Source organism: Nitritalea sp. (assembly GCF_054166705.1).
In genome coordinates this window covers 162,465-181,882 of record NZ_JBSZCV010000008.1, presented here as the reverse complement: position 1 = coordinate 181,882, position 19,418 = coordinate 162,465, and the positions used below count along the sequence as shown (strand labels likewise).

At 48.4% G+C, this 19,418-nt stretch carries 19 protein-coding genes; 13 read left to right on the top strand and 6 right to left on the bottom strand.

Going from position 1 to position 19,418, the window contains the following annotated elements:
* Positions 1–19: 19 nt before the first annotated feature.
* From ACXIT9_RS04695 to ACXIT9_RS04685, 3 genes are all read right to left on the bottom strand, one after another.
* Positions 20–478: a hypothetical protein gene (locus tag ACXIT9_RS04695; RefSeq protein ID WP_458055075.1), complete on the bottom strand. Its 459-nt coding sequence runs from the start codon at positions 476–478 to the stop codon at positions 20–22.
* Positions 479–530: 52 nt separating this feature from the next.
* Entirely contained in the window at positions 531–1,193 is a 663-nt protein-coding gene (gene upp / locus ACXIT9_RS04690) for a uracil phosphoribosyltransferase (protein WP_458055074.1), read from the bottom strand.
* Between the two features lie 160 nt (positions 1,194–1,353).
* Positions 1,354–2,613 (bottom strand): OmpA family protein, encoded by a 1,260-nt coding sequence (locus ACXIT9_RS04685; protein ID WP_458055073.1) that lies wholly within the window; start codon positions 2,611–2,613, stop codon positions 1,354–1,356.
* A gap of 159 nt (positions 2,614–2,772) precedes the next feature.
* Here ACXIT9_RS04685 and ACXIT9_RS04680 point away from each other — a divergent pair, with 159 nt between their 5' ends.
* The 9 genes from ACXIT9_RS04680 to ACXIT9_RS04640 all read left to right on the top strand — a co-directional run bounded on the left by ACXIT9_RS04680 (position 2,773) and on the right by ACXIT9_RS04640 (position 11,030).
* Entirely contained in the window at positions 2,773–3,690 is a 918-nt protein-coding gene (locus ACXIT9_RS04680; protein WP_458055072.1) for a M20/M25/M40 family metallo-hydrolase, read from the top strand.
* A gap of 83 nt (positions 3,691–3,773) precedes the next feature.
* Complete coding sequence (gene hpt, locus ACXIT9_RS04675; RefSeq protein WP_458055071.1) at positions 3,774–4,307, top strand: hypoxanthine phosphoribosyltransferase; 534 nt, start codon at positions 3,774–3,776, stop codon at positions 4,305–4,307.
* Positions 4,308–4,364: 57 nt separating this feature from the next.
* Complete coding sequence (locus ACXIT9_RS04670; protein WP_458055070.1) at positions 4,365–4,940, top strand: adenylate kinase; 576 nt, start codon at positions 4,365–4,367, stop codon at positions 4,938–4,940.
* Positions 4,941–5,035: 95 nt separating this feature from the next.
* Positions 5,036–6,028, top strand: a complete 993-nt coding sequence (gene obgE, locus ACXIT9_RS04665) for a GTPase ObgE (protein WP_458055069.1) — start codon at positions 5,036–5,038, stop codon at positions 6,026–6,028.
* Positions 6,029–6,099: 71 nt separating this feature from the next.
* Positions 6,100–6,681 (top strand): nucleotide exchange factor GrpE, encoded by a 582-nt coding sequence (locus ACXIT9_RS04660; RefSeq protein WP_458055068.1) that lies wholly within the window; start codon positions 6,100–6,102, stop codon positions 6,679–6,681.
* A gap of 9 nt (positions 6,682–6,690) precedes the next feature.
* Positions 6,691–7,797: a molecular chaperone DnaJ gene (gene dnaJ, locus ACXIT9_RS04655; protein ID WP_458055067.1), complete on the top strand. Its 1,107-nt coding sequence runs from the start codon at positions 6,691–6,693 to the stop codon at positions 7,795–7,797.
* Between the two features lie 71 nt (positions 7,798–7,868).
* Positions 7,869–8,765, top strand: a complete 897-nt coding sequence (locus ACXIT9_RS04650) for a hypothetical protein (protein ID WP_458055066.1) — start codon at positions 7,869–7,871, stop codon at positions 8,763–8,765.
* Between the two features lie 59 nt (positions 8,766–8,824).
* On the top strand, positions 8,825–9,724 hold the full coding sequence (locus ACXIT9_RS04645) for an ABC transporter ATP-binding protein (protein WP_458055065.1): 900 nt from the start codon (positions 8,825–8,827) through the stop codon (positions 9,722–9,724).
* On the top strand, positions 9,714–11,030 hold the full coding sequence (locus ACXIT9_RS04640) for an ABC transporter permease (RefSeq protein WP_458055064.1): 1,317 nt from the start codon (positions 9,714–9,716) through the stop codon (positions 11,028–11,030). Before ACXIT9_RS04645 ends, ACXIT9_RS04640 begins: the two co-directional genes overlap by 11 nt.
* 186 nt (positions 11,031–11,216) lie before the next feature.
* On the opposite strand, the gene katG is transcribed toward ACXIT9_RS04640, so the two are convergent.
* The gene (katG, locus tag ACXIT9_RS04635; RefSeq protein WP_458055063.1) at positions 11,217–13,394 is read right to left on the bottom strand and encodes a catalase/peroxidase HPI; all 2,178 of its coding nucleotides are present in this window, start codon (positions 13,392–13,394) and stop codon (positions 11,217–11,219) included.
* Between the two features lie 111 nt (positions 13,395–13,505).
* On the bottom strand, positions 13,506–13,976 hold the full coding sequence (locus ACXIT9_RS04630) for a Dps family protein (RefSeq protein WP_458055062.1): 471 nt from the start codon (positions 13,974–13,976) through the stop codon (positions 13,506–13,508).
* A 143-nt stretch (positions 13,977–14,119) separates the two neighbouring features.
* Between ACXIT9_RS04630 and ACXIT9_RS04625 the strand changes: the two genes are divergently transcribed.
* The 4 genes from ACXIT9_RS04625 to ACXIT9_RS04610 all read left to right on the top strand — a co-directional run bounded on the left by ACXIT9_RS04625 (position 14,120) and on the right by ACXIT9_RS04610 (position 18,322).
* On the top strand, positions 14,120–15,349 hold the full coding sequence (locus ACXIT9_RS04625; RefSeq protein ID WP_458055061.1) for a sensor histidine kinase: 1,230 nt from the start codon (positions 14,120–14,122) through the stop codon (positions 15,347–15,349).
* Positions 15,350–15,421: 72 nt separating this feature from the next.
* On the top strand, positions 15,422–17,005 hold the full coding sequence (locus ACXIT9_RS04620; protein ID WP_458055060.1) for a peptide chain release factor 3: 1,584 nt from the start codon (positions 15,422–15,424) through the stop codon (positions 17,003–17,005).
* Between the two features lie 38 nt (positions 17,006–17,043).
* Entirely contained in the window at positions 17,044–17,778 is a 735-nt protein-coding gene (locus ACXIT9_RS04615) for an RluA family pseudouridine synthase (protein WP_458055059.1), read from the top strand.
* A 13-nt stretch (positions 17,779–17,791) separates the two neighbouring features.
* Positions 17,792–18,322: a SixA phosphatase family protein gene (locus ACXIT9_RS04610; RefSeq protein ID WP_458055058.1), complete on the top strand. Its 531-nt coding sequence runs from the start codon at positions 17,792–17,794 to the stop codon at positions 18,320–18,322.
* Between the two features lie 194 nt (positions 18,323–18,516).
* Here the strand turns inward: ACXIT9_RS04610 and ACXIT9_RS04605 are convergent, their stop codons facing one another.
* Complete coding sequence (locus tag ACXIT9_RS04605; RefSeq protein WP_458055057.1) at positions 18,517–19,281, bottom strand: DeoR/GlpR family DNA-binding transcription regulator; 765 nt, start codon at positions 19,279–19,281, stop codon at positions 18,517–18,519.
* Positions 19,282–19,418 lie beyond the last annotated feature (137 nt).

Below are 19,418 nucleotides of genomic sequence, written 5' to 3'. Positions count from 1 at the left end.
TTATGTCGGTAAGCGGGCTTTAATAGGAAGGCATTAATGCTGCGATGAGGGGGATTTGGATTAATAGGTCAAAGGAAAGTGCGAAAAAAGTAGCCCAGGCTATCGCGCTGATGCTCATGGTCAAATAGATTTTCTTTTTCGTCACCCCGAGTGCATTCATGACCAGGGTTCCTCCTATGGGGGTCAGAAAGACGGGGGTTAGAAAGGCGATGCCATTAGGCCCGAAGCTTCTCCAAACGCGAATGATGAGGCGGGCTTTTTTTGAAAATAGTCGTGGCTTTGGTTTTGTGGCGCGCCAGCGCTTATACCACTGTCCAAGCTGTGTGATGAGTAGGACACTACTCATCATCCCTAAAAAGGTAACCAAAATTACTTCAAATATGGAATATCCTGCCGCTAGCCCTAAGGCAGGGCCAGCTACGAACTTCACCATGGACAAGGCCAGGATGAAGAAAAAGGTAAGAATGTACTCTAACATGTAAGTGGATAAACGCTTTTTAAACAGGGATAGGGGGGATAAAGTTTATTCGTTAACTGGTTTTTACGCCAAAAGCGAGATCCCCTGCATCTCCTAAACCTGGCAAAATGTATGCCTGATCATTTAGGCCGGCATCTAAGGCAGCGGTCCAAATGGTGAGCGGGAACTCTATTTTATCTTTAATTTTTTGAATGCCTTCCGGCGCACTGATGACTGCTGCGATGTGGATATGCTTGGGTTTGCCATGCCGTAAAAGGGCTTCGATGGTTTGGATACAGGAATTGCCTGAGGCGAGCATAGGGTCTATAAATAGGACTTCTTTGCCGTCGATATCCGGTAAAGCCTGATAAAAAAAGCCGATTTCCGGGTCTGTGGTCGCTCCATGGGGTTCCCGGTAAGCACCAATAAACCCACTATCTGCCTGGTCGAAGACAGACAGAAAGCCTTCGTAAAGAGGTAAGGCAGCCCGAAGAACATTGATAAGAATGGGCTGCTGATTCAAAATGGGGCTGTCCAAGCTTCCAAGTGGTGTTTGGATCGTGCGTATGGTGTAGGCGAGTGTTTTTGAAAGTTCATAGGCCATCAACATACCGATACGTTCTAGATTCTTTCGGAATCTCCAGCGGTCTTTTTGAATTAAAGGGTCTCTTAGTTCAGCGAGGTAAGAGAGTAAAATGGAGTTTTCGTTACTTAAGATATGAGTGTGCACGGACATAGGCTACAATGTAGTGGGGCAGAGGACTTGTATAGGTGGTATTACTGCGGCTTTTCTGACACTAAAATAGTGGTTCTCTCTTATGGGCAACTATTATTTTTCGCCGAAAGCCAAAAAAAAGGGAGGACTAAGCCCTCCCTTTCATCTGTATTATCAGAACTTATTTTACCTCAAATGAAGTTCTTCTTGCTAACTGACGTGCTTCAGCAGATTTTTTGTCTACGCTGGTATCTTCTCCGAAGCCTTTAGCAGATAGTCTGCTGGCATCGATACCTGCTTCGATAAGTAACTTTTCTACTGCTTTCGCTCTACGCTCAGAAAGCTTCATGTTATAGTCTTCAGGACCTAACTCATCTGCGAAACCTTTAATTTCTAATTTCACTTCAGGGTTACGCTTCATGAAATTCGCTACGTGGTTCACAGCCGAAGCAGAGAAACCTAGTGGCTTAGCGCTATCGAATGCGAAGTATACGTTCACATAATTTTCGTTAATGGCTTTCTTGAAGAAATCTGTTTCTACTACTTCTTCGATCGGACATCCGTCATTCGATGCTGGGCCAGGAACAAATGGACACTTGTCTAAGTGATCAGGAATACCATCACCATCAGAATCAAGAGTTCTTCCGAACGCATCTACGCGAGCACCTGCAGGCGTATTTGGCTCTTTATCTAAGTAATCCGGAATACCATCGCCATCAGAATCCTTCAACATATCCTTGATTTCGCCAATTTGCTCAGCAAGCTCAACTTTCGTAGCGTACTTTTCAGCGGCGATATACCAGTCTGCATGCTGGGATTTCTTACCCAAGTAAAAGTTCAAGCCTACAGTACCGGTCCACCAGTTACCGATTGTTCTTCTTCCTAATACCTCGGAAGCTCCATCAGTAGCGACAGAAAGGCGGCCAAGGATCGCGTGAGAGATATCACCTGTAAGTGCGATTCTGTCCGTTAAACGAACTTGCGCTGTGAAACCTCCCATTAAATTGTAGAAATTATCTCTAACGTCCGCAAATTGATTCTCCTGTGGAGTCTGCGCTCCGAAGCCAGCACCAAAGTGCGCTAGGAGACCAATTCTCTGCGAAAATTGTTCGAAATTCATAATTCTACCCAAATTCGTTACAGCTTGTAAATTCGCTCTGTAATAATTTGTGGTAAAGGGTAGGGAATTGTCAGAGCCCACGAACTGTCCAAAACCATAATTGGCTTTCAAACCGAATTTTTCGGTAAGCATGTAGCGCACACCGATGTCAGCATGTCCTAAATTTAGGAAGGGCGTTTCATACTGCATGCTTGTGAAACGTGTCGCAGCATGGTTAAAACCACCTCCAACATCGATCGACCACTTGTTGAAGTCGTCTTGGGCTTGAGCGCCATATGCCATGGCGCCGGCCATTAGGGTAGATAGTAGGATTTTTTTCATGATAAAAAATTTTTATCCAGATTTGAGTGTTTAATTGGTTTCAAGCTTCAAATTTACAACTTTTAACATCTAATCAAAAACGCCGCCTTGTTTTTGGAGAAAAGGTAGCAAGAATTGAATCAAATTAAGTTTATAAGTCGTGATTAATTAACATAAATTATGCCAATACCGGGTGCTTTAGAGGATTTATTACATATCAGGTCTGTTTCAGGAGACGAAATGGAAATTACCAAATATATTTTAAATTATGTGCAAGAACGTAAAATATTTTGGAAAGTTCAACCTGAAATCTATCATGGAGAAGAATTTCATGATTGTTTACTATTAAAATTCGGAAATCCTAGAACAGCGGTCTTTGCTCATGTAGATACCATAGGGTTTATGAGCCGCTACCAGAACCAGCTCATCCCTATCGGTGGACCTGAGTTAGATGCTTCTTTTTATATTCATGGAGAAGACGATCTAGGCCCTATCCACTGCCGTCTTAACGTTATGGAGGACGAACTGTTTCATGATTTTCCGCGCGCTGTCCAGCCCGGCACGTGTTTTTCTTTCGCACAAGATATCCGTAGTAACGATACCTACCTACAGGCAGCCTACTTAGATAACCGCTTAGGTGTCTATAACGCGCTACTCCTATGTGAAGAGGTCCGGGATGCCTGGGTCGTATTTAGTACCTATGAAGAACATGGAGGCGGCAGTATGCCCTTTTTACTTCGTTTTATAATGGAGACGCATCCTGTAAAGCAAGCGCTTATTTCTGATATTACCTGGGTGACGGAAGGTGTGCGGCATGGGGAAGGGGTGGCTATTTCGATTCGAGATCGTTATATTCCTAGGAGAGCCTTTCTTGAAAAGATAGTATCTTTGGCAAAAAAATCCGGCGTACCTTTTCAGTTAGAAGTGGAGGCACACGGAGGGAGTGATGGTCGAGAGGTCCAATTTTCCCCCTATGCGCTCGACTGGTGCTTTATCGGAGCCCCTGAAGATCATGTGCATACGCCAAACGAAAAAGTCTATTGGAAAGATTTTTATGCGATGGTAGCACTGTATAAGTTCTTACTCGAAAAGCTATAGCGGTTTAGCAAGAATAAACAAGGGCTCAGACGCTAATTGTAGTATATTTGTTTAATCCTTCTGCGGAAGGCAAAAAAATCGGTATGATTCAAATTTTGGACAAGTCATTTGTCCCCTATTTAGCTAAAGAAACACTGCAGGAGCGTATTCAAGCGCTGGGAGCAGAGATTAGTAAAGATTATGAAGGAAAGCCACTTTGTGTGCTGGCTGTATTAAATGGTGCTTTTATGTTCTGTAGCGACTTGGTGAAGGAAATTACGATTCCCATGGAGCTTCAGTTTATTAAATTAGCTTCCTATTCAGGGACGACCTCTACGGGTGAAGTATCCGAGCTGTTGGGTGTAGCTACATCCCTAAAAGGAAAGGAAATCCTAATCGTGGAGGATATCGTAGATACGGGGCTAAGTATGCAGTACCTTTTGGCCAGTATGGCCAAAGAGAACGCTGCCTCGATCCGAATATGTAGCCTGCTTGTGAAACCAGAAGCCTTGCAGCACCAGGTGGAAATCGCTTATACTGGGTTCGAAATACCCAAAAAATTTGTGGTGGGGTATGGACTCGATTATAATGGCTTCGGCCGGAATATCGGGGAGATCTACCAGCTAAAAGAAGATTAAAATACTTTATGAAGTAAGGGGAGATGCCCCTTTTCACTATAAACCGAACAGACGCTTATGCTCAATATCGTATTATTTGGCCCTCCGGGAGCAGGAAAAGGCACGCAAAGTGAAAAATTGATTGCTAAATACGGCTTGACCCACCTCTCTACGGGAGACCTTTTTAGAAAACATCTCGGAGAGGGTACTGCACTAGGGCAGTTAGCGAAAAAATACATGGATGAAGGCAACTTGGTCCCGGATGAGGTGGTGATCGGCATGGTCGATGAAAAAATTAAAAGCACTTCAGATAGCCCAGGGTTTATTTTCGATGGATTTCCGCGAACTGTAGCGCAAGCAGAAGCACTCGACGCGCTGCTAAATGAAAAAGGAACACCTATAAAAGGGATGATTGCCTTGGAAGTTCCTGAGGAAACCTTGAAAACGCGGATAAAAGAAAGGGGTAAAACCTCTGGCCGCAGTGATGACCAAGATGACGCTAAAGTAGCGAACCGAATAAAGGTCTATCTAGATGAGACGCTACCCGTAGCAGACTATTATGCTAAACAAGGGAAATTAAGCAGCATTAATGGTGTGGGGGAGATCGATGAGATCTTTGGCGCTATCGCCAAAACCATAGATAGTTACGAATAAAAAATATTATCCGTATCTTTGCCACTCGAAAGGCTAGACCGAAACGTCTAGCCTTTTTTTAACGGGTCAATTTCAAGATTTAACATATACCAGCCGTGGCGGATTCTAACTTTATCGATTATGTAAAATTCTGCTCCCGCTCCGGGGCAGGAGGGGCGGGCTCTCTTCACTTTCGCAGAGAAAAGCACGTTCCAAAAGGAGGCCCTGATGGCGGAGACGGGGGGCGCGGTGGACATATTATTTTGCGCGGAAACGCGCAGCTCTGGACCTTACTACACCTCAAATATAAAAAGCATGTCATCGCAGAGGCAGGAAAGTCCGGAGAAGGGGGCCGCCGAAAAGGACGTGATGGTAAGGATATTATCCTCGAAGTGCCCTTAGGTACGGTGGCAAAGGATGCAGAGACCTTTGAGACGCGTTTTGAAATTACTGAAGATGGACAGGAAGTCATCCTAACGCGCGGCGGGCGTGGTGGATTAGGGAATGACCACTTTAAGTCGGCTACCAACCAAGCGCCACATTATGCGCAGCCAGGGGAAGAGGGTATCGAAGAATGGATCATCTTAGAGCTGAAGCTACTGGCAGATATCGGGCTGGTAGGGTTCCCGAATGCTGGTAAATCTACTCTCCTAAGCAGCCTGTCTGCCGCGAAACCAGAAATCGCAGACTATCCCTTTACCACGCTGGTGCCGAACTTGGGCGTCGTGGCCTACCGCGATGATCGCTCTTTCGTCATGGCAGATATTCCGGGCATAATAGAAGGGGCCGCCGAAGGCAAAGGACTCGGCCTTCGCTTTCTGCGCCATATCGAACGTAATCCACTTTTACTTTTCATGGTCCCAGCTGATGCACCTAGTATTCGCGAGGCCTACCAAGTACTGCTGGGGGAACTGGAACGGTACAACCCTGAACTACTCGATAAAAAACGACTGCTTGCCATCTCTAAAGCAGATATGCTCGATGAAGAGCTGATGGAAGAAATGAAGCGAGAACTTCCTGTGGATGTCCCTTCCCTGTTTATTTCTTCCGTATCGGGCTATCAGCTGGACCAGCTGAAAGACTTAATTTGGAAAACGATTCATGCCTAGTGCGACAACTTGTCAGTCCCTTGCGGTGTGGCATTTTGATTGCGAAGGAGGTATTGAAAATGAATTCAAAAATGGCAGAAAAACAACACGATAAATCCACCGTACAGGAAGAAGATATCCTACAGCAGCAGACAGCTGAGGAGCAGCAAGCGGCCGAGGAGGCTACAGCAGAAAGGCAAGAGGCCGACGTAGCAGCTCAGGACGCGGAGACACCTGTAAGCGAGGAGGCCCAAGTGTATAAAGATAAATACTTGCGCCTGTATTCTGAATTTGATAACTATCGCAGAAGAACGGCTAAGGAACGCTTAGACTTGATTAAAACAGCTTCGGAAGAGGTGCTGAAAGCGATCATTCCCGTGCTAGACGATTTCGAGCGTGCAGCGAAGGCGCATGCAGCAGAATCTGAGGCCGAAAAAGTACGTGACGGAAACCAAATCGTCGTACAGAAATTGATGAAAACGCTGGAGCAAAAAGGCCTAAGGCCGATGGAAGATGCCGTCGGAAAGCCTTTTGATGCGGACTTCCAAGAGGCGATTACGCAAATTCCAGCCCCTTCTGAAGAGCTGAAAGGTAAGGTAGTAGATGTAGTAGAAAAAGGCTACATGCTCGGTGACCGCGTCGTGCGGTATGCAAAAGTGGTCATAGGAGCATAAGAAAAAGGCATGGCAAAGAGAGATTATTACGAGGTTTTAGGAGTTTCGAAGAGCGCTAGCCCGGAAGAAATTAAAAAAGCCTATCGGAAATTAGCCATCAAGTATCACCCGGATAAAAATCCTGGAGATGCTGAGGCAGAAGAAAAGTTTAAAGAGGCAGCAGAAGCCTATGATGTGCTTAGCACACCAGAAAAAAAGCAGCGCTATGATCAATATGGCCATCAAGGTGTTAGCGGTGGCTTTTCTGGTGGTGGCGCCAGCATGGATGATATCTTCTCCCAATTTGGAGATATCTTCGGAGGCGGTGGCTTTGACTCCTTCTTTGGCGGAGGTGGTGGAGGCCGTAGACGCACGAAAAAAGGAACGAATCTGCGCGTAAAGCTGAAGCTTAACCTGCAAGAGGTGGCTAACGGCGTGGAGAAAAAAATCAAAGTGAAACGACAAGTGCTCGCCGATGGTGTCACCTTTAAAAACTGCGGCACTTGTCAGGGTACGGGTCAGGTGAAAAAGGTGGTGAACACCATGCTGGGCCAGATGGTCTCCGCTTCTACTTGTCCTGCTTGTGGCGGAAATGGCCAAATCGTAGACAAAAAGCCAGCAGAAGCAGATGCACGCGGAATGGTGCTGAAGGAAGAAGTGATTCCGATCCAAATTCCTGCCGGTGTAGCTGATGGCATGCAGCTGAGCATGTCCGGAAAAGGGAATGAAGCCGCTGGAGGAATACCCGGTGACCTACTCATCCTAATAGAGGAAATCGAAAGTGATAACTTTAAGCGCGATGGAAATAATGTGATCTACGATCTATATGTTAGCTTCGTAGACGTAGCCCTCGGCGCCCAACTGGAAGTGCCTACTATCGATGGGAAAGTAAAAATAAAGCTAGAGCCCGGGACACAGAGTGGAAAGGTGCTGCGCCTGAAAGGCAAAGGCATAAAAGATATCAATGGCTATGGTGCCGGAGATCAACTCATCTATGTAAATGTCTGGACTCCGAAGGCACTTAGCCGTGAGGAGCGAGAACTTCTGGAGAAGCTGCGGGACGCCGAAAACTTCCGCCCCGATCCGGGAAAAGCCGAAAAAGGTTTTTTCGACCGTGTGAAAGACATGTTTTCATAAAAAAAGATCCTTCGGGATCTTTTTTTTGTTAGAAAAGAAACCTTCTCGTAGCAGGTGCGTAGGAGAGTGTTATGTTAAGAGTACCCCTGCTTTTTGTCTTCCTGTTGTGCAGCATGACGCTGCATGCCCAGCAGGTCATTAAACGAGATTATACCGCAGCCAAGCGGGAAGGGGTAGAGTCTATCTATTTCCATTTTGATGTATATAAAGGTGTCAGCCGCTTTCACTCCAGCATGGGAGAGGCACCTGTTTGGGTAAAAGCCTCCCTGTCCAACCTTAATATCCTTCCTCAGTTCGACGATACGATGAGCGATGGCCGACAGGAAATCATGCTGCACCACCGCAATGTGGAAAATGAGTCCTTCAGTAAAAGCCTCAGCTATAAACTTTTCTCGAATACAGAGGAAAATTTCGAACATGACTGGCGCGTGGGAATCAATAAGCGGCATCCGCTCGACCTGGATTTTGTTTTCGGCATCGGAAAGGCATTTATCAATCTCTCTGAGCTGCAGGTGGCGAACTGCAGCGTCCACTCCGCTAGTGCAGACATCACACTGGGATATGACGCGGAAAAACCGAACGCCGTTTCGATGGATACCCTGCAAGTAAAAATCAATATGGGTAATCTGGAGGCCCGACAGATTAATTTGGCGCGAGCCAAAACGATTTTATTCGATGTCAATTATGGCACCATCGACATTAGCATAGATCCTGATACGCATCAGGGTGGCACCTTACATGCGATGGTGGGCGCAGGTAAACTGAATATGCAGCTGCCTGATCCCGATAAGCCGTATAAGTTGACGATTAAATCCTCCCCCATGTGCCGCATCCATATGCCCAAACATCTTCGTTCCACGGGCAATAAGCAGCAGCGTACCTACGTTTCACGCGGTTATGAGCGCGATCCAGAAAATGCGCTTTATGTAAACGTGGACATCTCCGTAGGAAGCCTTACCTTAAAGTAAGCGCTTGGAAGTTTTGTGCTTTCCGGGATTCGACGTATTTTCCCTGAAAATTTTATTCCATGACTTCCGATACCCTTTTAGACATCCAGCACCTGCATAAGGGCTACCAGGGACATCAAGCCCTTCAGGATGTGAGCTTTCAGGTTCCGGAGGGAACAGTTTTTGGCCTTTTAGGCCCAAATGGCGCCGGTAAAACCACCCTGATTCGCATCATTAATCAAATCATCACCGCTGACGCTGGCCGAGTACTTTTAGAGGGCCAAGTCCTCAGCCCGAAAGAAATCCGTAAAATCGGCTACCTGCCGGAAGAGCGGGGGCTGTATAAAAAAATGGTGGTCAAAGAACAGTTGCTTTTTTTCGCACGACTTCGTGGTTTAAGTAGCGCGGAAGCGAAAATTCGTACCAAAGACTGGCTGGAGCGCTTTAACCTCTTGGGCTGGGCAGATAAAAAAGTGGAGGAGCTATCGAAGGGTATGGCCCAAAAAGTTCAGTTTATCGCCACAGTCCTGCACGAACCACGTCTTTTGATTTTAGACGAACCCTTCTCGGGCTTCGACCCAGTAAATGCTGACCTCGTCCTTCAGGAAATCCTTCGCCTAAAAAAACAGGGTACCACCATCATGCTCTCTACACATCGCATGGAGTCGGTAGAAAGCCTTTGTGATGCACTGGCGATGCTGCATCGCTCTCGACTGGTTTTGCACGGCACCGTGCCTGAAATTAAAGCCCGCTTCAGCCAAAAAACGTATACGCTGTCCTATCTGCCCTACCTGTCGCAGCACTCAGAAGAGCTGGCGAACACCCCGCAGCAAGTGCTTATACAAGGGGATGCACGTGAAGCGAATGCCCAGCTGGCGGAGTACCTCCAAAAAGGTCTCGTTACCTCCTTCCAGCCCCACGTGCCGACGATAGAAGAAATTTTCATCCAACAAGCCAGTTCCCAGCAGCATGATGCATAAAGTAGCCCTTCTCATCCAGCGAGAGTATTCCACGCGCGTCCGAAAAAAATCCTTTCTGCTCGCCACATTGATTACTCCACTCCTATTTCCGGCCATCATGGGTGGGATTCTTTGGCTGGCGATGAGCGAAGGGGAGCGCAGCAGCCTAAGAATCATCGAGGTCGTCGATGAACAAGACTTCTTTTTCTTGGAAAGTATGGAGCAGTATGCCTTTTCTTACGGTAAAATCTCCTTAGAAGAGGCGAAGGAACTCGTGCGTAAGGGCGAGCGCTTCGGCCTGCTACACATACCGCCATTGGATATGGAGCGGCCACGTGGCATCAGCTTTTACAGTGAAGTCAGTCCCCCGCTCAGCTTTACGAGCATGATCGAAGCTAGCCTAAAGCGGCGCATCGAGGACTCCAAGCTCCAAAACAGCGGCATAGACCCTAGCATCCTGCAGGCAGTACGAACGCCCGTCAGTCTGGATACCATCACGCTGGCTTCCAGCGGTGATGAGGTCGCCGGAGATGCCCGCATCCAGTATGGCATTGGCTTTATCAGCGGGATTTTGATCTATCTGTTCATCTTCCTGTACAGCAATCAAATCATGCAGGGAGTCATCGAAGAAAAATCCAGTCGCATCATGGAGGTGCTCGTGGCGACCATGAGACCTTTCCAACTGATGCTCGGGAAAATTATCGGCATCGCAGCTGTGGGCTTGACACAATTCGGCATCTGGGTGTTACTCATTAGCCTACTAAGTTCGCTCCTGTGGTCCTTTTTCGGAATCCGCATGCCTCAGGCGGAGCTCCTCGAAGCTCAGGGCTTAGCTGCGGACAGCATCGACCCGGCGCTCACAGAGGGTCCCGCTCGCCTGCTTATGCCGCTCTTGCAGGTGGATTATGGTTATATCTTGAGCATCTTCCTCTTCTATTTCCTAGGAGGCTACCTGCTCTATGGGGCACTCTTTGCTGCCATCGGCGCTGCGGTAGATACGCCCGCGGATGCCCAGCAATTCGTTCTCCCAGTCACCATTCCGCTACTCGTGGCCTACATGGGGCTCTTCCTCTTCGTCCTTCAGGATCCGAACAGCAGCACCAGCTTTTACCTCAGCGTCTTTCCGCTGACCTCCCCGATCGCCATGGTGGGCCGTGCCGCCTATGGTATCCCCTTTTGGGAACTCCTCCTCTCCATGAGCTTATTAATCCTCGGTTTCATCGGAAGCACATGGGTGGCAGCGAAAATATATAAAATAGGAATTTTGGCCCACGGGGCCAAAGTCAACTTTAAAGTGCTCTGGTCCTGGCTGAAGCGAGAAGATTAAATCACCATGGCTCTTCCTAGCAGCCTTAGCCCTATCCCCCCTAGAAAAGCAGGCGTGAAGAGCCCACAAAAGGGTCACAGCTACACGGCCATACAAAAAGCCCTTCCCTCTTTGGAGCCCACTACTAGGTTCCAGAGGGAAGGACTTCATTCCTTTTGCGCCGCAGCGCAATGGCTTCCTAACCGATTACTTTATATCATAACGATCGGCATCCATGACTTTCACCCAAGCACGGCAAAAGTCCTGCACAAAGCGCTCAGCCATATCATCTTGGGCATAGTATTCCGCATACGCACGCAAGATCGAATTAGAGCCGAAGACCAAGTCTACGCGGCTGGCGGAGAAGGCCTCCCTCCCGGTTTTGCGGTCTACAAGTGCATAGCTATCCTTACCCGTAGGCTTCCAGCTGTAGGCCATATCGGTGAGGTGCACGAAGAAGTCTGGGCTCAAAACGCCCACTCGATCCGTAAACACGCCCCTAGTGTTAGCACCATAATTCGTGCCCAGCACCCGCATGCCGCCAACCAGGGCCGTCATCTCAGCAGCTGTCAACCCCATTAACTGTGCGCGGTCCACAAGGAGCTCCTCAGGCTTCGCTTCTACGCCCGGCTTCAGCCAGTTGCGGAATCCATCATGCACAGGCTCCAAATAGCTAAAGGATTCGGCATCCGTCTGCTCCTCGTCGGCATCGCCTCTACCCGGGGAAAAGGGAACGGTAATCGCCACTCCAGCCCGTTTGGCCGCCTGCTCCACGGCTGCAGTTCCTGCCAGCACGATTAAATCGGCCAGGCTGATGTCTTTTTCTAGGTCCGAACGGAACTCACTCAGAGCCGTCAGCACGCGCGCTAAGCGCTCAGGTTCATTTCCTTCCCAGCTACGCTGTGGCTCGAGACGAATGCGTGCTCCATTCGCCCCTCCGCGGAAATCAGAACTACGGAAAGTTCGGGCGCTGTCCCAGGCGGTGCTGATGAGATCCGACGGAGCGATGTCCAGTTGTAACAGACCGGCCTTTAATTCGGCTATCTCTGCCTCGCTGAGCGTGTAACTCACCTTAGGAACAGGGTCTTGCCAGATGAAGTCCTCTTGAGGTACATCCGCACCGAGATAGCGGCTTTTCGGTCCCAGGTCGCGGTGGGTCAACTTAAACCAGGCGCGGGCAAAGACATCTTCAAAATAGGCCGGGTCTTCGTAAAAACGCTGCGAAATTTTCTTGTAGGCAGGGTCCATTTTCATTGCCATATCTGCATCGGTCATGATCGGATTTCTACGGATACCTGGGACATGGGCATCTAGGGGTTTATCTTCCTCTTTCATGGCGATAGGCTCCCACTGCCAAGCGCCGGCAGGGCTCTTCGTCAGCTCCCACTCATGATTAAGCAGCAGGTGGAAATAGGTATGGTTCCAGCGATCAGGCGTCGTGGTCCAGGCGCCTTCCAGCCCACTGGTTACCGTATCCGCTCCATGCCCTTTGCCCTTCGGGTTTTTCCAGCCGAACCCTTGCTCCGCCACATCTGCCCCCTCGGGATTCGGACCTAAATGTGCTTCTAAGCCATTTCCATGCGTTTTTCCTACTGTGTGACCACCTGCGGTTAGGGCCACGGTTTCCTCATCATTCATCGCCATCCGCGCGAAAGTCGTGCGGACATCATGTGCTGTTTTCAGCGGGTCTGGATTGCCATCCACACCTTCCGGGTTCACATAAATTAAGCCCATCTGCACGGCCGCAAGTGGGTTCGCTAAAGACTCTGCGCTGGCGTCTGCATAGCGCGACTTTCCAAGCCACTCACGCTCCGAACCCCAGTTGATGTCTTTTTCCGGATGCCAGATGTCTTCGCGACCTCCTGCAAAACCAAAGGTCTTAAAGCCCATCGATTCGTAAGCCATATTTCCTGCTAAAACGAACAAATCGGCCCAAGACAGGGCGTTCCCGTACTTCTTTTTTATCGGCCATAAAAGTCTGCGCGCCTTATCGAGATTGGTATTGTCTGGCCAGCTGTTTAACGGCGCAAAACGCTGGTTGCCCGTATTCGCTCCGCCGCGTCCATCCGCTACACGGTAAGTGCCCGCCGCATGCCAAGCCATTCGGATCATCAAGCCCCCGTAAGTGCCCCAGTCAGCGGGCCACCAGTCTTGGCTATCCGTCATCAGGGCCTTTAAGTCATTCTTTACCGCCTCTAGATCCAGACTTAAAAAAGCTTCCTTATAGGAAAAGTCAGGACCATACGGTTTCGTTTTTTGGTCATGCTGATGTAGGATGTCTAAATTTAAAGCGTTTGGCCACCACTCCATGACGTTTTTTTCTTGTACCGTATTGGCACCATGCATGACGGGACACTTGCCCCCGGATGTTGCTCTCTGTTCCATAGTTGTATGTGATTAGGGTTTATAACTGTGATTACTGTCGCAAAAATAGGGGGTATACTCCCCCTTTTAAATAGCCTTTCTGTTCAGCTTATCTTTTGTAGGGCGTGCTGTTTAACGCAAATAGGCCGAAAGCATCCAAACTACCTTTTCCTTCGCCGTGATGTAGTCGCTCATCAGCGAGGCAGTCCCTTCATCGGCTTGCTCTCCGGCGGCTTCTAAGACCTCTCGCTCGACCTGTAGGAGCGCGGTAATGTTATCGCGAACGATGCGTACCATTTCTTTAGCATCCTTTACCTCTCCCGCCTCCTGTATGGCTGCATGGGTGATAAATTCTGCGAACGTGGAGTAGGGCCGATGGTCTAGGGTCAATATCCGCTCTGCAGTCTCGTCGATCGCAAGTGTGGCTGCCGTGTAAAGTTCTTCGAATTTCGCGTGCAGCTCGAAAAAGTTGGGACCTGCCACATTCCAGTGAAAATTGCGTAGGTTCTGATAGTAAATTTCATAGGTGGCTAAAAGCTTATTTAACTGCTCGGCGAGGGCTTTGCTGTCTTTGGCCGGGAGGCCAATCTGATTCGTGCTCATAGTTGCGTTTGTTTAGTAGATTGAAATTATTTACTTTGGAAATCAAATTTACCATTAATTAGTGGGAATGCCACACTTTACGAGATGCTTAGTTTCGATATCTCATAGGCGGCGTCTATCGATTAAAAATTATCATAGATAAAATGAAGTTCTCCCTTAAGGGCATCAATACCTTAGATTTATACGGAAATCGCAGTCGGATAAAGGTGCTGGTCATCGTTAGTTCTTTCGTGATCGGCATTTCTTCGCTGTTCTATACGCATATGCTCGTGGAGGAACTGCGAGAGCGAGAGAAGCGACAGATCGAACTTTTCGCGAATGCGCTCGAGTATGCTTACATCTATTCTGAAAATCTGAATTTCGTTACGCAAGAGATTATTCAGCAGAATTACTCTATTCCGGTCATCGTCGTCGACAGATCGGGCACACCTACGGACTTTAAAAATATCAAGTTCAAACGGAATGCCACCGATGAAGAAATCGATACCAAGTTAGCGGAAGAGTTAAAGCGGATGGAGGCCGAATACGAACCGATTTACATCGAGGATGCACATGTGTATTACCGAAATTCAGAATTGCTTTACAGTTTACGCTATTATCCTTATGTGCAGCTTTCTGTCATTCTAGTGTTTGGGCTGCTCGTCTATGTGGTCTTTAACCAGACCAAGCTGGCCGAGCAAAATCGGGTATGGGCAGGACTCACGAAGGAGACCGCGCATCAGCTGGGCACGCCGATCGCCTCTTTAATGGCTTGGATAGATTACCTCAGGCATTCTCCTGTTTATGATGAAAATAAGGAGGTGATTTTAGAGATGGATAAGGATATCGTCAAGCTACGTATGGTGACCGAGCGTTTCAGCAGTATCGGGAGTAAACCGGTCATCAAACCGGAGAATGTCTATGCAGTCATCGACGATACGATCAATTACCTCCGGCCGCGCATCTCTACGAAGGTGTCGATCACCTTAAATGGCTATGCGGAAAACATCGAGGCCATGATGAGTCGTGCGCTCTTCGAGTGGGTGATCGAAAATATTTGTAAAAATGCTGTCGACGCCATGCGCGGGCAGGGTAAAATTGACATTAACATCATCCGAGAGTCAGAGCGCTATGTTTTGGTAGACATTCGCGACACAGGAAAGGGCATGGACAAGCGCACGGCGGGTAAAATTTTTCAAGCGGGCTTTACGACACGGAAGCGGGGCTGGGGACTTGGGTTGACATTAGCCAAGCGCATCATCGAAGGGTATCATGAGGGGAAAATTTTCGTCAAGCAGTCAGAGCCTGGGATGGGGACCACCTTTCGCATCGTCCTGAATGGGGTAAAAGATCCTTCCTTCCAATTTAAAGCCGAGGACTTCGTACAGCATTAGGCTGCAGATGGGTATAATTCCGTGAGAAAGCGTAACTTTGCGTTTTATATCGATTTCAGTTAACGCTTACACATGAGTTTCTCGAAAGAAATACAGAAGAGACGCACCTTTGCGATCATCGCCCACCCGGATGCAGGAAAAACCACGCTAACGGAAAAACTGCTCCTTTTTGGAGGGGCTATTCAGACAGCAGGGGCGGTTAAGTCGAATAAGATCGATGTCGCCACGAAATCCGACTGGATGGAGATCGAAAAGCAGCGTGGAATCTCTGTGGCTACCTCTGTGATGGGGTTTCATTATAAAGATATAAAAATAAATTTGCTCGATACGCCGGGTCACCAGGATTTCGCAGAGGACACCTACCGTACCTTAACGGCGGTGGATTCGGTGATCATGGTCATCGACTGCGTGAAAGGGGTGGAGATCCAAACAGAAAAGCTCATGGAGGTCTGCCGGATGCGAAATACGCCGGTGATCTGCTTTATCAATAAGCTAGACCGTGAAGGACGTGATCCTTATGAGCTTTTAGATGAGGTGGAGGAGAAGCTAAACATTCAGGTGCGCCCGCTTTCCTGGCCGATCGGGATGGGCAAGTCCTTTAAGGGGGTGTATAACCTCTATGAAAAACAGCTGAATCTCTTCACGCCTTCTCAGCGCAAGCTAAGTGATGATCGTCAGACCTTCGCCGATGTGGAAGATCCGCGCCTCGAAGGGCTTATCGGCTCTGGCCCTGCTGCACAGCTACGCGAGGATGTAGAGCTGATCGAAGGGGTCTATCCCGATTTCGATGTGCAAGGCTATTTAGAAGGAAAGGTCGCCCCGGTATTTTTCGGCTCTGCAGTGAATAATTTTGGGGTGAATGAGCTCCTCGACACGTTTATCCGCATCGCCCCTGCCCCGAAAAGCAGACAGACAGAAGCGCGCGAGGTCCTGCCCGAGGAGGAGAAGTTCTCAGGCTTTGTCTTTAAAATCCATGCGAATATGGACCCCAATCACCGAAACCGGATCGCTTTCTTGCGCATCTGTTCGGGTAAATTTCAGCGGAACAGGCCTTACACGCATGTAAAAGGCCCCAAGCCGCTGCGCTTCAGTAACGTGACACAGTTCATGGCACAAGATCGCGAGCTGGTGGACGAAGCCTTTCCAGGGGATATCGTCGGCCTCTACGATACAGGTAACCTAAAAATCGGAGATACCCTCACAGAGGGGGAAGACATGGTCTTTAAAGGTATTCCCGCTTTCTCGCCCGAGATCTTTAAGGAGGTAATCAATAAAGATGCGATGAAAACCAAGCAGCTGGAAAAAGGCTTGCGCCAGCTGATGGAGGAGGGCGTGGCCCAATATTTTACCTACGACATCGGTGCGCGCAAGGTCATCGGAACGGTGGGACAGCTGCAGTTCGAGGTGATCCAGTTTCGACTGAAAAACGAATACAATGCCTCTGTGGAGTTCGCTCCTATGAACCTGTATAAAGCATGCTGGGTGCATGCTAAGGATAAAAAACTATTAGACGAGTTTATCCGCAGTAAAAATCGGCATATCGCCTATGATAAGGAAGGCAAACCCGTTTTTATGGCGGAATCACGCGCCTGGTTGCAGATGGTGCAGGATAACTATCCGGATATTCAGTTCCATTTTACCTCTGAGTTTGAATAAAGAAGCGCTTATCAGATGCCCTTCCAGGGCCAATAGCTATGAAAAGGAAACCATTTAATGTCGTGTATGAGGACAACCATCTACTGGTCGTCAACAAAGCCGCTGGGGTACTCGTTCAGGGGGATCGTACAGGTGACAAAACACTTATCGACTACTGTAAGGACTACATAAAAGTAAAATACAACAAGCCGGGTGACGTGTTTTTGCACCCCGTGCACCGCCTAGATCGTCCCGTTAGCGGGCTCGTGGTTTTCGCACGCACCTCCAAGGGGCTGGAACGTATGATGGAGCTTTTCCGCAAGCGTGAAATCCATAAGGTCTACTGGGCTGTGGTCAAGCGGAAACCAAAGGAGGAAAAGGGTAAGCTGACGCATTACCTAGTGAAGGATGAGCAGCGTAATGTGGTAAGCGCACATGAGCGAGAAGTTCCGGGAAGCCAAAAGGCGGAGCTCTCCTATAAGCGACTCGGGCAGCTGAACGAGCACTGGTTGCTGGAAGTGCGCCCTGTGTCGGGGAGACCCCATCAGATTCGGGTACAGCTGGCCTCCATGTCTTGCCCGATTCGTGGAGATGTAAAATATGGTTTTGTACGTCCGAACCCGGATGGCAGTATCCATCTCCATGCCTTTCAGCTGGTATTTATGCACCCGATCAAAAAAGAAAAGCTGTACCTCCGCGCTGCCCTGCCGGAGGAAGAGTTTTGGGAGCAGTTTTATGCCTTTGAGCCCATCAAGGCGAAGGATCAACATATCGACAATACATTTTCAGGATAAATGCTAAAATAGAATGAGAAATCGGATAGGAATAGCTTTCGCTTGGATGCTCTTGGTTGTGGTTTGTTTTCAGGCCTGTGGACCTAAGCCGTCACCTAAAACCATTTATGTGGTGCGCCACGCGGAAAAACTCTTGAGCGGTGATGATCCCATGCTAAGTGTAGCGGGCAGTGCACGTGCCGAGAAGCTAAACCAACTCATGGCGGATAAGAGGATTCAGCATGCTTTTAGCACTAATTATCTCCGCTGCCTGGCCACGCTGAAGCCTTTAGCCGACGCTCAGGGAATAGCACTAGAGCTCTACGATGCACAGGATCACGATGCTCTGGTGGAGAACTTGCGTCAGCGGGAGGGAAATGCCATCGTCGTGGGGCATAGTAATACGATCCACCATCTCGTTAATTACTTTCTCTCGGAAGGACAAGAGCCCTTTCAGGAGCTTACCGACTTGGAGTATGATTTTATCTTTGAAATCGAGCTAAAGGAGGATGGGAAAAGTGCGGCGATGCGCAAAGTGTACCGGGACTACGAGAAAAACAATTAAAAAGTAAAGACCACGCACGGATTTTTGGGCTCTCCCGATCCGTGCGTGATTTTTTTGGCTCTCCCCAAGTATGCTGCTCCTAAGTGTTTTATAAGCAGTCGATACCTTATCGTCTTTTTGTGAGCGTTTCTAGGAAATATTACCCGCTCCACGCCCGTGAAAAACTAACATAGAACATGCTGCCTGTGGAGGGTTTAATAGGCGATTTTTACTTCCACCCCGAGCTCTTCCAGCTTTTCCTTGTATACATCCGGGATGCCGGGGTCGGTGATCAGTACGTCGATCGCTTCCAGGTCACAGATTTTGCCGAAACTCTTCTTTCCAAACTTGCTCGAATCTATCAACAAGTAAGTTTTTTGGGCATGGCGCATCATGATCCGGTTTAAGTTGGCCTCCATCATATGAGAGGTGGTCAAGCCATGCTCGAATCCGAGTCCGTCTGCGCTTAAAAATAATTTAGCGCAAGCAAACTGCCGGATCATGTCCTCTGCAAAATGTCCCACCACAGAGCTGGAACTTCTTCTTACGACTCCTCCTATTTGGACGATTTCGATATCTATCGCGTCCATTAATGCTGCTGTTACATTCATCGCCGCGGTGAGGACGGTCAGCTTTCTGTTTCGGGGGAGAGCCTGAGCAAAATTCACCACAGTAGTTCCGGAGCCGATGATAAGGGAGTCCTTGGGCTCCACCAGCCCGGCCGCCAGCTCAGCTATTTTCATTTTTTCGGCCACAGCCACAAGCTTTTTTTCGGAAACGGAGCGATCTGCCACATAAGGTGCCGTAAGTGTGGCGGAACCGTGACTCCGGTAGAGCAAGCCTTTCTCTTCTAAAATCCCTAAATCTCTCCTCACCGTGACTACTGTAACGTTTAGGGCCTGACTTAAGTCGGTAACACTGACGAAACCCTCGTCGTGGAGCTTATCTAAAATGTACTTGTGCCGTTCTGCTTGTGTCATCTGAAGTTATTTTAAGTCCTTAGACAAATGTTCGTTTGCTTTCTTTTCTGTTCGATTTCTTATGTAAATATAGGAAAAAGAAACCAAAAGAAAGAAAAACACTTTCGTTTGCTTTCGTTTGCTTTCTTTTTCTTTCT

Bases quoted from the DNA above. Each gene is read 5' to 3' on its own strand.
- ACXIT9_RS04695 (WP_458055075.1), bottom strand. From the start codon at position 478: ATGTTAGAGTACATTCTTACCTTTTTCTTCATCCTGGCCTTGTCCATG.
- upp (WP_458055074.1), bottom strand. From the start codon at position 1,193: ATGTCCGTGCACACTCATATCTTAAGTAACGAAAACTCCATTTTACTC.
- ACXIT9_RS04685 (WP_458055073.1), bottom strand. From the start codon at position 2,613: ATGAAAAAAATCCTACTATCTACCCTAATGGCCGGCGCCATGGCATAT.
- ACXIT9_RS04680 (WP_458055072.1), top strand. From the start codon at position 2,773: ATGCCAATACCGGGTGCTTTAGAGGATTTATTACATATCAGGTCTGTT.
- hpt (WP_458055071.1), top strand. From the start codon at position 3,774: ATGATTCAAATTTTGGACAAGTCATTTGTCCCCTATTTAGCTAAAGAA.
- ACXIT9_RS04670 (WP_458055070.1), top strand. From the start codon at position 4,365: ATGCTCAATATCGTATTATTTGGCCCTCCGGGAGCAGGAAAAGGCACG.
- ACXIT9_RS04660 (WP_458055068.1), top strand. From the start codon at position 6,100: ATGGCAGAAAAACAACACGATAAATCCACCGTACAGGAAGAAGATATC.
- dnaJ (WP_458055067.1), top strand. From the start codon at position 6,691: ATGGCAAAGAGAGATTATTACGAGGTTTTAGGAGTTTCGAAGAGCGCT.
- ACXIT9_RS04650 (WP_458055066.1), top strand. From the start codon at position 7,869: ATGTTAAGAGTACCCCTGCTTTTTGTCTTCCTGTTGTGCAGCATGACG.
- ACXIT9_RS04645 (WP_458055065.1), top strand. From the start codon at position 8,825: ATGACTTCCGATACCCTTTTAGACATCCAGCACCTGCATAAGGGCTAC.
- ACXIT9_RS04640 (WP_458055064.1), top strand. From the start codon at position 9,714: ATGATGCATAAAGTAGCCCTTCTCATCCAGCGAGAGTATTCCACGCGC.
- katG (WP_458055063.1), bottom strand. From the start codon at position 13,394: ATGGAACAGAGAGCAACATCCGGGGGCAAGTGTCCCGTCATGCATGGT.
- ACXIT9_RS04630 (WP_458055062.1), bottom strand. From the start codon at position 13,976: ATGAGCACGAATCAGATTGGCCTCCCGGCCAAAGACAGCAAAGCCCTC.
- ACXIT9_RS04625 (WP_458055061.1), top strand. From the start codon at position 14,120: ATGAAGTTCTCCCTTAAGGGCATCAATACCTTAGATTTATACGGAAAT.
- ACXIT9_RS04620 (WP_458055060.1), top strand. From the start codon at position 15,422: ATGAGTTTCTCGAAAGAAATACAGAAGAGACGCACCTTTGCGATCATC.
- ACXIT9_RS04615 (WP_458055059.1), top strand. From the start codon at position 17,044: ATGAAAAGGAAACCATTTAATGTCGTGTATGAGGACAACCATCTACTG.
- ACXIT9_RS04610 (WP_458055058.1), top strand. From the start codon at position 17,792: ATGAGAAATCGGATAGGAATAGCTTTCGCTTGGATGCTCTTGGTTGTG.
- ACXIT9_RS04605 (WP_458055057.1), bottom strand. From the start codon at position 19,281: ATGACACAAGCAGAACGGCACAAGTACATTTTAGATAAGCTCCACGAC.